The following is a 15,498-nucleotide window of genomic DNA, read 5'->3' as shown; positions in this document are numbered from 1 at the left end:
CGCGGTCGCGATCGCATGCGCGATCGGCGGCATGTTCGTGCTGCGCTGCGTGCACCCGCCGTCGGGCGCCGTTGCGCTCACGGCGGTGGTCGGCGGCCCGGCGATCCATTCGCTCGGGTTCAGCTTCGTGCTGGAGCCGATCGCACTGCAATCGGTAATCCTGCTGTCGGCCGCGCTCGCGTATCACGCACTGACCGGGCACCGCTACCCGCACGGCGGCGTGCGGCCTGAAGCGAAACCGCAGGCAGCCGGCACCGCACCGGCGCGCGGCGGCTTCACGCGCGGCGACCTCGACACGGTGCTGAAACGCCGCGGCGAATGGCTCGACGTCGATCCGGACGATCTCGAAGCACTGCTGCGCGAAACCGAGATGCAGGCCTATACACGCACGTTCGGCCAGCTCTCGTGCGCCGACCTGATGACGAAGAATGCGATCGAAGTCGCGCCGTCGACGTCGGTGACGGCCGCGCTCACGCTGCTCGATCGCCACCGCGTGAAGGCGCTGCCCGTCGTCGACGGCGAAGGCCGCCTGACAGGCATCGTCACGCGCGCCGACCTCACGCGCCAGCAGCGCCGTCCGACCCCGCTGTGGCAACGCCTGTCCGCGCGGCTGCCGCAATCGTTCGGCGGCCAGCCGGCGAGCGTCGCCACCGTGATGACGCGCGACGTCGCGTGCGTGCCGGAAACGATGCCGATCACCGCGCTCGTCCCGCTGTTTACGCATTCGGGCCACCACCATATTCCGGTCGTCGATGCATCGCGCCGGCTCGTCGGGATCATTACTCAGACGGATCTCGTCACGGGCCTTTATCGGCAGACGCAAATGCTCGAGGCCGCGTAACGCATGCGGCGCACGTAACGCCATGTAACGGCCGGCGCAATGCGGAATGCATTCCATCCGCCCGAATTCGGCCATTTATATCATGTTGTGATATATTCCTCGCTACCGAAACTGACTGTCCGACCGCCCCGATGAACGATACCCGACGCGCGCTGGCGAAAAGCGATTTCCAGCAACTGTCCGAGTTCCGCTACCAGATGCGCCGCTTCGAGCGCTTCTCCGAACGCGCCGCGCAAAGCGAAGGCGTGACGCCGCTGCAATACCTGCTGCTGCTGCACATCAAGGGCTATCCGCATCGCGAATGGGCAACCATCGGCGAACTCGCGGAACGCCTGCAGGCGCAGCATCACGGCGTCGTCGCGCTGGTCACGCGCTGCGAAGCGCTCGGCCTCGTGAAGCGCAAGACGAGCGAAGCGGATCGCCGGCAGGTCGAGGTTCACCTCGAGCACGCCGGCGAAACACTCCTCGCGCGTCTCGCGGCCATGCATCGCGCCGAGCTGAAGTCGCTCAAGGACGCGTTCCAGGTTCCCCAGATCGATTACTGACCCTTGCTCCTTCCACTCCGATGAACGCACCACACAAACGCGATTTCGCGACCAACGACCGCCTGCCCAGGATCGCGTTGCTCGCCGCCGGGATCGGCCTGCTCAGCACGCTTGCCGCATTCGTGCTGTTGAGCCTGATCCACCTGTTCACGAACCTGTTCTTCTTCCAGCAGTTCTCGTTCGCCGATCGCTCTCCGGCGAACAACACGCTCGGCGCGTGGGTGATCGTGATCCCGGTGATCGGCGGGCTGATCGTCGGGATGATGGCGCGCTTCGGTTCGGAAAAGATCCGCGGCCACGGCATTCCCGAAGCGATCGAGGCGATCCTGTTCGGCAAGAGCCGCATGTCGCCGAAGGTCGCAATCCTCAAGCCGCTGTCGTCCGGCGTCGTGATCGGCAGCGGCGGCCCGTTCGGCGCCGAAGGCCCGATCATCATGACGGGCGGCGCACTCGGTTCGTTGATCGCGCAGTGCGTGCACGTGACCGCCGCCGAGCGCAAGACGCTGCTCGTCGCCGGTGCGGCCGCCGGCATGACGGCCGTGTTCGGCACACCGGTCGCCGCCGTGCTGCTCGCGGTCGAACTGCTGCTGTTCGAATGGCGCCCGCGCAGCTTCCTGCCGGTCGCGCTCGCCTGCGCGGTGGCCGGTTTCGCCCGCGCCGTATTCTTCGGCGTCGATCCGCTGTTTCCGCTGACCACGGCCGCACCGACGCCCGTCGCGCTGCTGTCGTGCATCGTCGCGGGCCTGCTGTCGGGCATGCTCGCGTGCGGCCTGTCGGCGGCGCTGTACCGCGTCGAGGACACCTTCGCGAAGCTGCCGGTGCACTGGATGTGGTGGCCCGCGCTCGGCGCGATCGTGATCGGCATCGGCGGCTGGCTCGAGCCGCGCGCGCTCGGCGTCGGCTACGACGTGATCGGCGACCTGCTGCATCAGCACATCGCATTGAAGATCGCGCTCGCGCTGTTGATCGTGAAGGCCGTGATGTGGGTGATCGCACTCGGCTCGGGCACGTCGGGCGGCGTGCTCGCCCCGCTGCTGATGCTCGGCGCCGGCCTCGGCACCGTGCTGTCGCCGATGCTGCCGGGCGGCGACCCGGCGCTGTGGCCGCTCGTGTGCATGGCCGCGACGCTCGGCGCCACGCTCGGCGCGCCGCTGACCGCGATCGTGTTCGCGTTCGGCCTCACGCATGACGCGAACGCGCTGCTGCCGCTGCTCGCGGCGACGCTCGTTGCACACGGCTTCGCGACCATCGTGATGAAGCGCTCGATCATGACGGAAAAGATCGCGCGCCGCGGTTATCACATCTATCGCGAATACGGCGTCGATCCGCTCGAGCGGCACGACATCGGCGAAGTGATGACGTCCGCCGACCTGCTCGTCGCGATCGACGGCGCAGCGACGCTCGATGCCGTCGAGTCGCAGTACTTCGGCGCGAAGCAGACACACCGTGCGTACCCGGTCGTGCAGAACGGCCGCCTGCTCGGTCTCGTCGATCGCGCGACGCTCGATGCGCAGCGCGCCCAGGCCGCAGCCGACACGCCGATCTCCGGTGCATTCGCCAACCGCGCGCCTGCTGTGGCGCAGGCGCACGAAACGTGCCGCGTCGTCGCATCGCGACTCGCGGTGCTCGGCCTCGAACGCCTGCCGGTCGTCGACGACGAGCAATCGATGCGCATCACGGGCATCGTGTCGCGCAGCGACCTGATCAAGCCCGCGCTCCAGCACTTCGACGACGAGCAGAAGCGCGAACGCTTCCGCCCGATCGTCCCGGCCAACCTCCGCGACACCGGCACGCGCAAGGCCGGCTGACCCCCCGCGCGACGCCCTCGCCGCGCACGCCCCACTCGCATCACCGCTTCCGCTCGATGCGGCACGCCCCTCGCGTGCCGTATCGCCTTCCGCTTCCCGTGTTTAAAGTTGGTTAACAATTCGACGGACGAAAGTTTGTCATCATGGTACTCATGCGACGGGGCCATCAATCAGCCATTCCACTTCGCGATCAAAAAATGAGTTGCGGCACGGCATGCAGACGCATGCCGCTCGCCGCGACCGTCACGCCACCACACGACCGGGCAGCGCGCCGACCACGCAGCGCATGACGTCGTGCCGCACACGATGCATGCCGTGCCGCAGCAAAGTGCACAGCATCCGAGCCGCCATTTGGCAAGCGCGTTAACAACTTGTTTCGGAATAGCCGGAACCGTGCTCGCCCGATGCAATCTCACTGTTACGCAGTCCTGCTGCGCATCCCACTCAATCAATCACGACTCGAGGGAGATAACGTGAACGCGAAATACTTACCGCTCATCGCATTGACCGTGGCATTTTCTGCTCATGCAGCCGATTCTGCCCTCCAAAACGTGGGACAAAGCCAGAAACCCGCCGACCAGGTCGCGCAGTGCATCGCCAAGACCTGGGCCGACAAGTCACAGCAACAAGTGACGTCGCAGTATGAACTCGCGAACGGCCTCGCCATGGCCGTGTATGCGCCGGGCCAGCAGCCGCCGAATGGCGCTGCCGCCATCGTGCGCCCGGCCAATGCCGCCAGTGCGAAAACCTGGGTGGGTTTCCGCGGTGGCGATGCATCGTCGGCCGGCGACATCAACGCCTGCCTGTAACGAGAACAGGCGCTCCGGATGGCCTTGCGCCATCCGCTTGTGACAAGCCCCGCTTCGGCGGGGCTTTTCTTTTGCTGCGCGGGTGCGTGTTACAGGTAGCTGCAGACGTAATCGAGCGTCTCGAGCACTTCGATGTCGAAGCGGCTCTTGCCCGGCACCGAGAACGATTCGCCGGCGCCGTAGGTCTGCCATTCGCTGCTGCCGTCGAGCTTCACGCGGCACTTGCCGGCCTGCACTTCCATCAATTCGGGGGCGTCCGTGCCGAAGTTGAGCGCGCACGGCAGGATCACGCCGAGCGTCTTGCGCGTGCCGTCCGGGAAGAGCACGGTATGCGACACGCACTTGCCGTCGAAATAGACGTTCGCGCGCTTGACGACCGATACGTTGTCGAATTGGGTTGCACTGGTCATGAAATGCCTCTGATTGCTGGATGCCGGATGGCGATGTTGTTGGAGGCCGGCCGGAGCGGCGGGCCGGCCGCTATGATACCGGCTCGCGCGGCATGCGCCGGAATGGCGCGCCCGCCGCACAAGCCGCGTGCCGGTGAAATGATGTCAACGTCACGCAAACTATAGTCAGGATAGCGATGCAATTCCGGTCGCGAACCGAGAACACCCATTCACCGCAGGCCCTTGCGCCGCGCGGAATCGCGCAGGCAGTCGAGCAACATCGCGGCGGCCGGCGTCAGCGGGCTGTCGCGACGCGTGATGACCTGCACCGAGACACCCGGCAAGCGCTCGCGGATCGGCAGCACCGCGAGCTGGTCGCGCGCCCACTCGCCCTGCAGCAGTTGCTCGGGCATCGATGCGATCAGGTCGCAGCCGGTCATCAGGCTGTGCGCGAGCCCGAAGCTCGGGCATTCGACGACGCGCGCCGGCACCGGCAGCCCGTAAGCGACGAACGAATTGAACAGCACCTGCGTCGAGCTTTCCGGCGACGGGTTCATCAGCCAGTCGGCCTCGACGAGATCGGCGAGCGACGTGGCCGACGCGAGCGGATGCCCCTTGCGGGCGACGATCAGCGACCGGCTCGCATAGAGTTCGGCGTGATCGAATTCGGCTGCCAGCAGTTCGGGCACGACGACGGCCACCGCGAAATCGAGTGAACCGTCGTGCAGGCGCGGCAGTGCGACGCCCGGAAACCCTTCGATCAGGTTGACGCGCGCCACCGGGAAGCGGCGCCGGAATGCGCGAAACGCATCGGGCAGGATCGTCACCGCGGCGGCCGGCGTGATCGCCGCCGCGACGGAGCCCGTCATCGCGCCCTGCGCCTGCTCGATGTCGTCGCGAGCGCGCTGCATTTCGGCGACGATCAACCGCGCGCGCACCTGCAACTGCTGGCCGAACGCGGTGAGCTGCACGCCGCGCGCGGTGCGCACGACGAGCGACACGCCGAGCGCGATCTCCAGCTCCTTGACCGCTTTCGTCAGCGCCGCCGGCGACACGTTCAGGCGCCGCGCGGCCGCGCGAATGCTCCCCTCTTCCGCGACGGTGACGAACGCTTTCAACTGATGGTATTTCATGGCGGCGACGCGTGATCCGTGGAAACCCTGTGCTGCGCGGCACACGCCGGCTCAGGGTATTCCCGAGCGGCAACCGGTGGTGAGCACCAAAGCAATTTATCAGCTTCTGGTACACAAAAGAAATTTATATGCTTGCTCGTCATATGTGCGCCAAGCGCCCCACCTGCCCCACAGGAGACACCATGCTGCAAGCCGTGAACCCCGTCATCCCCGGTATCGCCGCGATCGCACCCGAGCTGGTCGAAGTGCGCCGCCGCATCCACGCTCACCCCGAGCTCGCGTTCGAGGAAACGCTCACGAGCGATCTCGTCGCCGAGTTGCTCACCGGCTGGGGTTATGAAGTGCATCGCGGCATCGGCAAGACGGGTGTGGTCGGCGTGCTGCGCGAAGGGCAAGGCACGCGCACGGTCGGGCTGCGCGCCGACATGGATGCACTGCCGCTCGCGGAAACCACGGGCCTGCCGTACGCAAGCCGCCACGCGAACAAGATGCATGCATGCGGCCACGACGGCCACACGGCGATGCTGCTGTGCGCGGCGCGCCACCTCGCAGCCACGCGCCAGTTCTCCGGCACGCTGAACCTGATCTTCCAGCCGGCCGAGGAAAACTTCGGCGGCGCGAAGTCGATGATGGATGACGGTCTGTTCGACCGCTTCCCGTGCGACGCGATCTTCGCGATCCACAACATGCCGGGCCGCGCGGCCGGCGACATGGCCTTCCGCACCGGCGCCGCGATGGCGTCGGCCGACCGCGTGACGATCACGCTGCGCGGTGTCGGCGGCCACGGCGCGATGCCGCATTTCGCGCGCGATCCGATGTCGGCCGCGGGCAGCATCATGGTTGCATTGCAGACGATCGTCGCGCGCGAAGTCGATGCACAGCATGCGGCCGTGATCACGGTCGGCAGCGTGCAGGCCGGCGAGACGTTCAACATCATTCCCGAAACCGTCACGATGAAGCTGTCGGTGCGCGCGCTGAACGCCGACGTGCGCGCGCTGCTCGCGCGCCGCATCGAAGCGCTCGCGAAAGGCCAGGCGGAAAGCTTCGGCGTCACGGCGGAAGTCGACTACGACTACGGCTACCCGGTGCTCGTCAATCATGCGGAGCCGACCGCGTTCGCGGCCGACATCGCGCGCCAGATGCTCGGCGCCGAACGCGTCGAAACCGACTCCGCACCGTTGATGGGCAGCGAGGATTTCGCGTTCATGCTCGAAGCGCGCCCCGGCTGCTACGCATTCATCGGCAACGGGATCGGCAGCAAGGGCGGCTGCATGGTGCACAACCCCGGCTACGACTTCAACGACGACATCCTCGCGATCGGCGCGAGCTACTGGGTTCGCATCGCCGAAGCCTGGCTCGCGGCCTGACGGCCCTTCATCCCATCGTTTCGCGCCCACCGGGGGAGCCCCACATGGAAACGTCCGCCCTTTCGTTCGCCGGCACGCCGGTCGATGCTCGCGCCGCCGCGAAGAAACGCCGGCTGATCGCGGCCGCCGCCGTCGGCAACGCGCTCGAGTTCTACGACTTCACGGTCTACAGCTTCTTCGCGATCCTGATCGGCAAGCTGTTCTTTCCCGTGCATTCGCAGTTCGGGCAATTGATGCTCGCGGTGGCGAGCTTCGGCGTCGGCTTCGTCACGCGCCCGCTCGGCGGGCTCGTGATCGGCATGTATGCCGACCGCGCCGGCCGCAAGAAGGCGATGATCCTCACGCTGCTGCTGATGGCGCTCGGCACCGCGACGATCGCGGTTGCACCGACCTTCGCGCAGATCGGCCTCGCCGCACCGCTGCTGCTCGTGCTCGCGCGCCTGCTGCAGGGGTTCGCGTCGGGCGGTGAAGTCGGTGCATCGACGACGCTGCTGCTCGAACAGGCGCCGCAGCATCGTCGCGGCTTCTACGCGTCGTTCCAGTTCTCGAGCCAGGGGCTCGCCGCGCTCGCCGGTGCACTGACCGGCGTCGCGCTGACGTCGTCGCTGAACGCCGCGCAGCTCGAAAGCTGGGGCTGGCGCGTGCCGTTCATCATCGGCACGCTGTTCGTGCCGATCGGCTACTGGCTGCGCCGCACCGTCGAGGAAGTGCCGGCCGCCGCGCCTGCCGCCACGCACGACGAGCCGGTCGCATCGCTGCCGCTCGCCGACGTGCTGCGCCATCACGGCAAGGCCGTGTTCGCGGGCCTCGGCGTGACGATCGGCGGCACGTCGATCCACTACATCATCGTGTTCTACATGGCGATCTACGGCGTGCAGGTGCTGCACCTGCCGACGTGGCTGTCGATGACGGCCGGCTGCGTCGCCGGCGCGATCCTGATGCTCGTGACGCCGATCGGCGGCCACCTGTCCGACGTCTATGGGCGCAACCGGATCGTCTGGTGGACGCGCATCGTGCTGATGGCCTCGATCTATCCGGCGTTCGTCGCGCTGAACCGCTGGCCGGGCGCCGCATCGCTGCTGTCGATCATCGCCGCGCTGTCGATCGTGCATGCGATCAACATCGGCGCGACGGGTGCGATGCTCGGCGAACTGTTCCCGCGTGCGGTGCGCGCCACCGGCGGCGCGCTCGTGTACAGCATCGGCGTCGCGATCTTCGGCGGCTTCGCGCAGTTCTTCGTCACGTGGCTGATCGCGGCGACCGGCAATCCGAATGCGCCTGCGTGGTACGCGATCGGTTGCGGCGTGATGACGTTGCTCGCCGTGCGCTGCATGGATGAAAAGGCCGGGAAGGCACTCGACTGACGAGTGGCCGACGCACGATGCGCGATTGACGTGGTGCGCGCGCATCGTGCATGATCGCTCCATGCGCCACATCACGACCACCTCCTCGACCACGACGCGCACGACCGCCTTCGGCGGGCTCGTGCGGCGAGTGCGCGCAAGGTCGTAGCGCCATCCCTCACAGGCCCCGCCGGTTCCGGACGGGGTCTTGTCGTTTCTCCGTCCGTATCGGTCACTCAGGAGAAACGCAATGCCCGAAGTCTCTTCCCCGAAACGCGCACTGCTCGTCGTCGACATGCAGGTCGGCCTGTTTCATGGCCCCGAGCGTCCGTACGACGGCGAACGCGTGCTCGCGAACATCAACCGGTTGATCGGTCGCGCGCATGAAGCCGGTGCGCCGGTGTTCGCCGTGCGTCACACCGGGCCCGCCGGTTCGCCGATCGCGCCCGGTTCTCCGCTGACCGCGCTGGTGCCGGAACTCGCGATCGATACGGCGCGCGACATCGTGTTCGACAAGGCGCAGTCGAGCAGCTTCGCCGGTACGCGGCTCGCCGAATGGCTGCGCGAGGCCGGCGTCGCCGAGATCGTCATCGCGGGGATGAAGACCCAGTACTGCGTCGACACGGCCTGCCGCGCCGCCGCCGATCACGGCTTTCGCGCGGTGCTCGTGACTGACGCGCACACCTGCATGGACACGCCGGAACTGCCGGCCGAGCGGATCGTCGCGCATCACAATGCGACGCTTGGGGGGCCGTTCGCGACGCTGACAACGACCGACGCGTGCGTGTTCTGACGCACGACGCGCCGATCGGACTGGGGCGCGCGAGAGAGCGCGTTGCGATAACGTCAGCACTGAGCATGCACATCATCGCGTGCCCCGACGGAGCGTGCGACGCATCGCTGCCGCCGAGATACTCGACGTCTCTCAGCAATACGCCTCATTGGCCCCGCAGGTTCCAGACGGGGTCTTTCCGCGTCTCCGTCCATACCGATCACTCTCGAGAACGCGATGGCCGATCCGCTATCTTCAACGCGCACTGTCCATCAGCGACACGCATGCGGGGATGCTTTACGGCCTCGAACGTCCATACGAAGAGAAACGCGTGCTCGCCAACATCACCCTGCCGATCCCGTCCCGCGTCGGCGGCTGCCGCCTCGACTTTATCTCGACGAGCCGCCTCTTGAATTTCACAGTGCGAAACATATTCACGCCGAGATTGAAGGAACGACGGCTGACGCCAAAATCCATCAATATCGGTTACTGAATATCAATCGCATGCGAACGTAAGCGGCTTTTTCCCGCCGTCGTGCAGTTACCGTAATCGCATCGGACTCATATTTTGGCGTCGGACTATTGGGCTGCGAGAACTCGGAGAATGAAGACTCGACTACGATGACCGTTGGATAAGACGACGCACGTCGTGACCTGCAGGGCCTGACTACGTTGAATATGCACGACAAGCTGCGCGGCTACTATGAACAGGAACTGGCGAAGCTGGAAAATCAGTTCGCAACCTTCTCCAACGAATATCCACGAATTGCCGCCCGCCTGAGCTTTACAGGCGGACAGACGGACGACCCGCACGTCCAGCGGATGATGCAGGCATTCGCGTTGATTGCAGCCGAAATCCGGGCCAACCTGGACGACGGCGCACCGAAGTTCACCGAAGCGCTGCTTCATGTCTTGCACCCGCACTACTTGCGACCGTTCCCCGCATGTTCGATCGCTCGCTTCGATCCGATCAAGGAATTACCGGGCAAGCCGGTCGTCTTGCCGCGTGGCATGGAGCTCACGTCGCGCGGCGGGGAAGTTCGCTTTCGAACCGCTTATGACGTAACGCTTGCGCCGATCCGCATCGCAAACGCTCGATTCTCGCGCAGCACCGTCGCACCGGCACAAGTCGCATTGCCGCCGAACACAACCAGCTTCATCTCCATCACGATTGAGCCGACGGTCGCCGCCTCGCCGCTCGGCGCCGTTTCGCCCGACACGCTGCGCGTCCATTTCGCTGGAGAACGCCAGACCGTCGTCGCGCTGCTGGATACGGTCCTGCTACGCGTCCGGGGCGCATTTATCGAAGCGGACGACAGTGGACGGTGGTTGCCAATTGCAGGGATACCGGTCACGCCGGTCGGGTTCGGCCCGAACGATATGCTGCTGCCGTCGCAAAATTCGCCGCTGGTTCAACCGCTGCTGGAATACGTCGGATTTCCGGACAAGTTCGATTTTGTCGACATTCATTTACGCCGATGTCTTAAACCCGACCAAATGAATCGCGCGCAGCGATTAACCCTGCATTTGGCGATCGAAGGTATGCACGCCGATTCGCGGGTCGCGCAAGCGCTCACCCCGCTATCGGCGGACAACATGGGATTGTTCTGTACGCCAATCGTGAACCTTTTTAAGCATATGGGAGTGAAGTCGTCGCGCGACGAAATCGTCGCGGATTATCCCGTAGTGCCGAAACCGAGCCGACCAGACATACGCGGCATCTATTCGGTTGATGCGGTTCGCGATCTGTCAGACGGGACCGCTATTCCGCCGCTGAATGCGTGGGGCGTCGGGGCCGGCGAACGGTTCTGGATCACGCGCCACGATCCCTACGCGGCAATCCATCACCCCGGACGTGAAACGTCGCTCGTACTGCTACGCGCGGACGGGACAGCGGAGGCGAAAACACCGCTGCAATTGAGTGCAGACCTCACCTGCACGAATCGCGACTGGCCATCGCGGATGCGGATCGGCTCCCTCAAGGGCGATCTGAAAAACGAAAACGATCAAGTGCCTTGCTGGATTACGCTGCTGAAACAGCCGACGCCGACCTATAGCGCGTCCCGTGAGTCGGAAGCGCAGTGGCGCGTGCTCGCACTGACGACAGCCAACCTGACGCAGTTGACACGCGGGGGGTGGCCGGACTTCGTGAAACTTATGCGCCAACTTGCACCGAGCGACCGACGCGCTGAACACGTCGGGGCGATTTCGTTCGTCAAGCGAAACGTCGTCGAGAGACTACTGGCAATCAAGCCGCATTCGGCCCTAGTGAGAGGCTTCGAAATTGTGATGGCGGCAGATGAGAGCGCGTTCATTGAAAACAGCATGGGTACGCTGATCCTTCAGCTCGACCTATACCTGTCGCGGTACGCGCCAGCCAATAGCTTTACGCAGCTCGTCGTGCTATCGAAGAACGACGGCTCCGTGATCGTTCGTTGCCCGACGCGGCCGGGCCTCGCGCCGCTGTTGTAGCGTTACACAAGACTCGAAATCAGGTGACAGCCGCATGTTGCTCGATGGCCGTGTCGAGCAATCGGAATGCCGTTGTCCTTCATCGATTCATCGCCTTCCTCGATGAGGTTCGGTGACACGTCGGGATGCTGCGGACACGACACGCGATCGCCCTTGCGAGCGACATAGCGACCATCGAATTTCATGGTCGATGAGCCCGTTTCGACTTTGCCGCCGTGGTCAGTGTCGTCACCGACGCGAATCAAGTTCATCATGAAATGACCTAGATAGTTTTCGCTAATTTCGGCCCATGCCGTCAAGCTTTAGAAGCTGCGCCTTCATTGCATCAAGAATACAGGTAGCATCTTTGCCGCATAAATTTCGCTTCGAAAGCCATTCTCTTTGTTGGCCAATTGCGTCGCCCAGCGACTCCCCGGCCGATTTTCTTTGCTCGATCAATTGTGAAAACGATGTAGCAACGCTTTTATCAAACGACGAAAGCTCATATGAGCCGCATATCTCCATCTCCACTTCACTCTTTGCCTTGTTGCAGTTGAAAGATGGATTAGGCTTCGCGTTATCGCGAACCCGTTTTAGAGTGAGAATCGTTTCCCCATACCACCGCAGCAGAAGTTTTCCGGAACTAGGAGAAAACATCCACGCACCACTTTCTTTATTTGATGCCCCCAAACTTCCTTGCCATGGCTGAGCACCACAAAAGACCCGAATAACATCAACCGCCGTTGATCCCGGAATATCAATTTTGTAATTTTTTTCGGTAGCATTTATTGCTGGATTTCCAAATCCAGACATGCTTGATGAAATTAGTTCGCGCAAGCTAGTTTGTGAGGTTTTGCTATTTATTTCGGCACAAGATTGATTTTCAGGGGCGTCAGTCCATATCTGATTTTTTTTAAAAACGAACAGCCTTCCTACCAACCTTGGATCATTCCATCCGTAGCTTGGAGTCCACTCCGCATCAGCATTCAAGTGCACCGATTCTACTTCCCATCGACCTTCAATGACTGGATTCCATTCGGCAGCAATAGCATGCAACGACTGGAGAAAAATAAATAACCCAACCCACATCAGTTTAAAAATTTCTCGCAATCTTATCAACATGCCACCCCCTAGGGACTTACAAGCTCGATCATTCATGATTAATCGGCACACCATTCATTTCATATCGTCCTTCTTGATACAAATTCACTTCATCATCTCGCCTGTGCACGAGACCGGGAAGCACCGTTCCCTTTGATTTAATGCCCTCTTTAATCTTACTCATTGCAGCATCAACTTTTCCATCGTTAATCAAATTCGTCACACTGTCCCATCGCGCCGCAGGGTTGTAGGCAAAACTGACAAGCGCATCAAATTGATTCTGAGAGAGTTCGATTTTTATTGAGCGCCGGACCATTTCCTCATATGGCTTGACGGTATGGCGCAGTAAACCGACCTCTTGCTCATGGGTCAGATCGACCAAGTTTCGATTATTTTTTGCGAAATCATTGGCGTCAGAATCCTGTTTTCCCGCAGCCTTCGCGATACCTGCGGCGGCTTCGTCAGACAGGCCAATGACTTTCATGTCCGCAGTAATCCCTGCCTCGCTGCGCCCCTTCATATCATATCCAGCCCCCAACGTAACTCCGCTTGCTCCGCCGGGCCAATGCAATCGATTAGTCGTGCCGGCCTGCGCCTCGTGTGAAAATATAAACCATAACCCATCGTCAGAAAGAGCGTGACCGATGGTCACCTCTTTCGCCGTGAAATTCCCGATCAACCCAATCGGATGAAGATGCCAAGGAGAAAGGTCCGCGGGGAAGCCATCGACGCCCTTGATTTGCTCCCACCACTGAAGCTTCGCGAGCCGTTCAAGTTCCGTCTTCCACATCTCGGTCTGCTTCTGCATGAGCGGGGTGAGTTCTTCCCACTTGCCCAGACCGCCACCCCATTCGGTTTCGTTACGCACAACCAGATGCGACACCGCTTCGGCCATCCACGGAGTTTCCAGCGCGTGTTTCAGTTCCTGCGCCGTCACCTTTCCGTCGTGGTCCGTATCGATCGCCTTTTCAATCTTTGTGATGAGTTCGCCAGCGTTGACCTTCGCAGTTTCCCCCAAAAACTCAGTACCTTCCTCGTCCGCCATATACTGCTCGGTCGTATGAATATGGCGTTTGAACATGTCGGCAGGGTTGACGCTGCCGTTGTCCACCAATTCGAAACCCGGCCATTCCCAAGGACTACGAGGCTGTACGTGAGGGTGATCGGTGTCGCACACCCAGCCAGCTAGGCCGGAGCCGTCCTTCGAGCCAACCGTGATGTTCCACCAATGATGGCCCTTGTCGTCGACCGCGACATTGCCCTCACCGAGTTTGTCGAGTTCAGTACGACGCAGCACGTTCCGGAAGTCCGCGCCCGGTCCGCTTGCCTTGGAAACGTTCAGCGGAAAGTTCTGCCATCCCGCAACGTTCGCCGTGCTGATCGTGTTCGCCAGACTGCTTTCGACCCACAGCGGATTGCCAACGTCCGCTAACTTTTGTTGGGCCTTCTGTTTGCCTTTCGCGGGCACGTTAGTCACGCTCTTGGGCTGCACCTTGATCCAGCGCGAACCCTTTTTTACATCGCCTATCGGCACGAGCTTCAACCCCGATTGAGTCAGTTTCTGATCGGGCGCGGGAATTTCGGTGACCAGCTTGGCCCCCGGCTCTATTTCCAGAAGCGGCTTGTTTTTATCGTTCAGTTCTTTGGCACGCGCGCGACTTCGGTCCATGAAATCTTTGAAATCCGCGCCCGCGAATACTTCGAGATGCAACATTGGGTAGTTCGGCTTCGGCGGTATCGGACTCGCCTTCATGGGCCATTGATACTGGCCGACATGCGCGACGACTTCGCCTGCCTTGATGCGCTGCGGCTCCTTCAGGATCACGACCGTGTCGAGCGGCTTCGGATCGACAACGGCATCCAGTTCCCCTTTGAACACGTAGCCCCAAGGCGCTTGGGGAGACACCGGCTTACCCACTTCGGCAGGCAATATCGTGCCCGATTTGATGGACTTGATCTTGATCCAGTCCAGGTGGGCGGGATCGCCTTCGCCCGCAATGATTTCGGCCCCGGTCGGTAATATCCCGATAATCTTGCTCTTGCCGTTCGGCAATTCTCGAATATGCAATCCCGTCTCGGGCGGCGGCAGGGCGACATCCTGATCGGTATCGACGGGCGGCGGTGCGTTCTCGTTCGTATTGTTAATCGGCAGATCGTCGGCCCCATCGGTGCGCCTCGCAGGCGGCTGCGCAGGCGCTTTCGGTTTCGGAACGGCTTGCTTGTCCTTCGCCTTCTCGCCCACCCGATAATAGCGGTCGCCTTCCCAATAGGACATCGGCGAGAGAGGTACTTGATTCGGATGCCGGTCGGTTTTCGCTTGTCCAAGCGATTTTTGATAGGTGTTCCAATCCATCGTGTGCATGTACAGGCTGAAGAACACGAGGGGTTTGTCGTTCCCCGGTTTGCTGTTTGCTGGTGCGTGATCGGCCGGAGCGGACGCGGGTGTGGGAGGCGCGGCGGTGGTCGATGCGGGCGCGGGAGCCGACGCAGGAGCCGACGCTGGTTTGGCAGGCTCTTTCGGTGCTGGCTTCGGCGGCAGTTTCAGTTCATGCCGGACCAGTACAAAACCGGTCGAGAAGTGCGCCAGACTATTGTCCGGGTACTTCGTTTCCTCGTATTTCGTGTTCAGCCGGTACGCGACGATCTTACCGTCCGCAATTGCGCGCACGCCGCTATCCTGCGTCAGCATTTGCGCACTGCCTTCGTCGAAGTGCACGCCCCCATGCCACATGCCACTGATGCCCAACGGAAAAAAGCCGGTCCCGCACTTCGCCAGCGCCTTGAAATACGTCATCGGGTCGGCCGCGTCGCTCTTGTCTGCGGGCGTGAACGGGTAGGCCCAACTCAGCGGCCTATCAACCGGCTCGGCGTGCTTGGGGGCCGAGTGAGGAGCGGCCGCTGGGTGGCGCTTCTTTTTAGGCGTTGTCTTGCTCATGATT

The 15,498-nt window shown here is 62.5% G+C and carries 14 protein-coding genes; 9 read left to right on the top strand and 5 right to left on the bottom strand.

Features of this window, described 5'->3' with window-relative positions; genetic code table 11:
• The 4 genes from G3N99_RS08015 to G3N99_RS08000 form a co-directional block, all read left to right on the top strand.
• A partial coding sequence (locus G3N99_RS08015) for a CBS domain-containing protein (RefSeq protein WP_206122077.1) occupies positions 1–841 on the top strand: 841 nt, incomplete at its 5' end.
• Positions 842–972: 131 nt separating this feature from the next.
• Positions 973–1,386 (top strand): helix-turn-helix domain-containing protein, encoded by a 414-nt coding sequence (locus tag G3N99_RS08010; protein ID WP_011354907.1) that lies wholly within the window; start codon positions 973–975, stop codon positions 1,384–1,386.
• Between the two features lie 20 nt (positions 1,387–1,406).
• The gene (locus tag G3N99_RS08005; protein ID WP_174981743.1) at positions 1,407–3,194 is read left to right on the top strand and encodes a chloride channel protein; all 1,788 of its coding nucleotides are present in this window, start codon (positions 1,407–1,409) and stop codon (positions 3,192–3,194) included.
• A 473-nt stretch (positions 3,195–3,667) separates the two neighbouring features.
• The gene (locus tag G3N99_RS08000) at positions 3,668–4,003 is read left to right on the top strand and encodes a hypothetical protein (protein ID WP_174937391.1); all 336 of its coding nucleotides are present in this window, start codon (positions 3,668–3,670) and stop codon (positions 4,001–4,003) included.
• An 89-nt stretch (positions 4,004–4,092) separates the two neighbouring features.
• Here the strand turns inward: G3N99_RS08000 and G3N99_RS07995 are convergent, their stop codons facing one another.
• Together G3N99_RS07995 and G3N99_RS07990 are read right to left on the bottom strand one after the other, a co-directional pair.
• Positions 4,093–4,413 carry a pyrimidine/purine nucleoside phosphorylase gene (locus G3N99_RS07995; protein WP_006478890.1) on the bottom strand — a complete coding sequence of 107 codons (321 nt, stop codon included), beginning with the start codon at positions 4,411–4,413 and terminating at the stop codon, positions 4,093–4,095.
• A 209-nt stretch (positions 4,414–4,622) separates the two neighbouring features.
• Positions 4,623–5,525, bottom strand: coding sequence for a LysR substrate-binding domain-containing protein (locus G3N99_RS07990; RefSeq protein ID WP_174918575.1), 903 nt, complete (start codon positions 5,523–5,525; stop codon positions 4,623–4,625).
• Between the two features lie 182 nt (positions 5,526–5,707).
• Here G3N99_RS07990 and G3N99_RS07985 point away from each other — a divergent pair, with 182 nt between their 5' ends.
• The 5 genes from G3N99_RS07985 to tssF all read left to right on the top strand — a co-directional run bounded on the left by G3N99_RS07985 (position 5,708) and on the right by tssF (position 11,479).
• Complete coding sequence (locus tag G3N99_RS07985) at positions 5,708–6,892, top strand: M20 aminoacylase family protein (RefSeq protein WP_174937393.1); 1,185 nt, start codon at positions 5,708–5,710, stop codon at positions 6,890–6,892.
• Positions 6,893–6,936: 44 nt separating this feature from the next.
• Entirely contained in the window at positions 6,937–8,256 is a 1,320-nt protein-coding gene (locus G3N99_RS07980) for an MFS transporter (protein WP_174937394.1), read from the top strand.
• 229 nt (positions 8,257–8,485) lie between these two features.
• Positions 8,486–9,028 carry a cysteine hydrolase family protein gene (locus tag G3N99_RS07975; protein ID WP_174937395.1) on the top strand — a complete coding sequence of 181 codons (543 nt, stop codon included), beginning with the start codon at positions 8,486–8,488 and terminating at the stop codon, positions 9,026–9,028.
• Positions 9,029–9,122: 94 nt separating this feature from the next.
• On the top strand, positions 9,123–9,500 hold the full coding sequence (locus G3N99_RS07970) for a hypothetical protein (protein WP_206122076.1): 378 nt from the start codon (positions 9,123–9,125) through the stop codon (positions 9,498–9,500).
• A 185-nt stretch (positions 9,501–9,685) separates the two neighbouring features.
• Entirely contained in the window at positions 9,686–11,479 is a 1,794-nt protein-coding gene (tssF, locus tag G3N99_RS07965) for a type VI secretion system baseplate subunit TssF (protein ID WP_206122075.1), read from the top strand.
• 2 nt (positions 11,480–11,481) lie between these two features.
• Here the strand turns inward: tssF and G3N99_RS07960 are convergent, their stop codons facing one another.
• The 3 genes from G3N99_RS07960 to G3N99_RS07950 are packed head-to-tail and all read right to left on the bottom strand — an operon-like array spanning position 11,482 to position 15,494.
• Positions 11,482–11,733 (bottom strand): PAAR domain-containing protein, encoded by a 252-nt coding sequence (locus G3N99_RS07960; RefSeq protein ID WP_047849812.1) that lies wholly within the window; start codon positions 11,731–11,733, stop codon positions 11,482–11,484.
• Positions 11,734–11,755: 22 nt separating this feature from the next.
• Entirely contained in the window at positions 11,756–12,616 is an 861-nt protein-coding gene (locus tag G3N99_RS07955; protein ID WP_206122074.1) for a hypothetical protein, read from the bottom strand.
• Positions 12,609–15,494: a glycoside hydrolase family protein gene (locus G3N99_RS07950; RefSeq protein WP_206122073.1), complete on the bottom strand. Its 2,886-nt coding sequence runs from the start codon at positions 15,492–15,494 to the stop codon at positions 12,609–12,611. Before G3N99_RS07950 ends, G3N99_RS07955 begins: the two co-directional genes overlap by 8 nt.
• Positions 15,495–15,498: the final 4 nt, after the last annotated feature.

This window comes from Burkholderia sp. Ac-20392, from assembly GCF_017104585.1.
Taxonomy (GTDB): Bacteria; Pseudomonadota; Gammaproteobacteria; order Burkholderiales; family Burkholderiaceae; genus Burkholderia; species Burkholderia lata.
Note: the sequence above shows the minus strand (reverse complement) of the source record. Positions and strands in the feature narration are given on the sequence as shown.

Coding starts and splice junctions, on each gene's coding strand:
- G3N99_RS08010 (WP_011354907.1), top strand. CDS start 973: ATGAACGATACCCGACGCGCGCTGGCGAAAAGCGATTTCCAGCAACTG.
- G3N99_RS08005 (WP_174981743.1), top strand. CDS start 1,407: ATGAACGCACCACACAAACGCGATTTCGCGACCAACGACCGCCTGCCC.
- G3N99_RS07995 (WP_006478890.1), bottom strand. CDS start 4,413: ATGACCAGTGCAACCCAATTCGACAACGTATCGGTCGTCAAGCGCGCG.
- G3N99_RS07990 (WP_174918575.1), bottom strand. CDS start 5,525: ATGAAATACCATCAGTTGAAAGCGTTCGTCACCGTCGCGGAAGAGGGG.
- G3N99_RS07985 (WP_174937393.1), top strand. CDS start 5,708: ATGCTGCAAGCCGTGAACCCCGTCATCCCCGGTATCGCCGCGATCGCA.
- G3N99_RS07980 (WP_174937394.1), top strand. CDS start 6,937: ATGGAAACGTCCGCCCTTTCGTTCGCCGGCACGCCGGTCGATGCTCGC.
- G3N99_RS07975 (WP_174937395.1), top strand. CDS start 8,486: ATGCCCGAAGTCTCTTCCCCGAAACGCGCACTGCTCGTCGTCGACATG.
- tssF (WP_206122075.1), top strand. CDS start 9,686: ATGCACGACAAGCTGCGCGGCTACTATGAACAGGAACTGGCGAAGCTG.
- G3N99_RS07960 (WP_047849812.1), bottom strand. CDS start 11,733: ATGATGAACTTGATTCGCGTCGGTGACGACACTGACCACGGCGGCAAA.
- G3N99_RS07955 (WP_206122074.1), bottom strand. CDS start 12,616: ATGAATGATCGAGCTTGTAAGTCCCTAGGGGGTGGCATGTTGATAAGA.
- G3N99_RS07950 (WP_206122073.1), bottom strand. CDS start 15,494: ATGAGCAAGACAACGCCTAAAAAGAAGCGCCACCCAGCGGCCGCTCCT.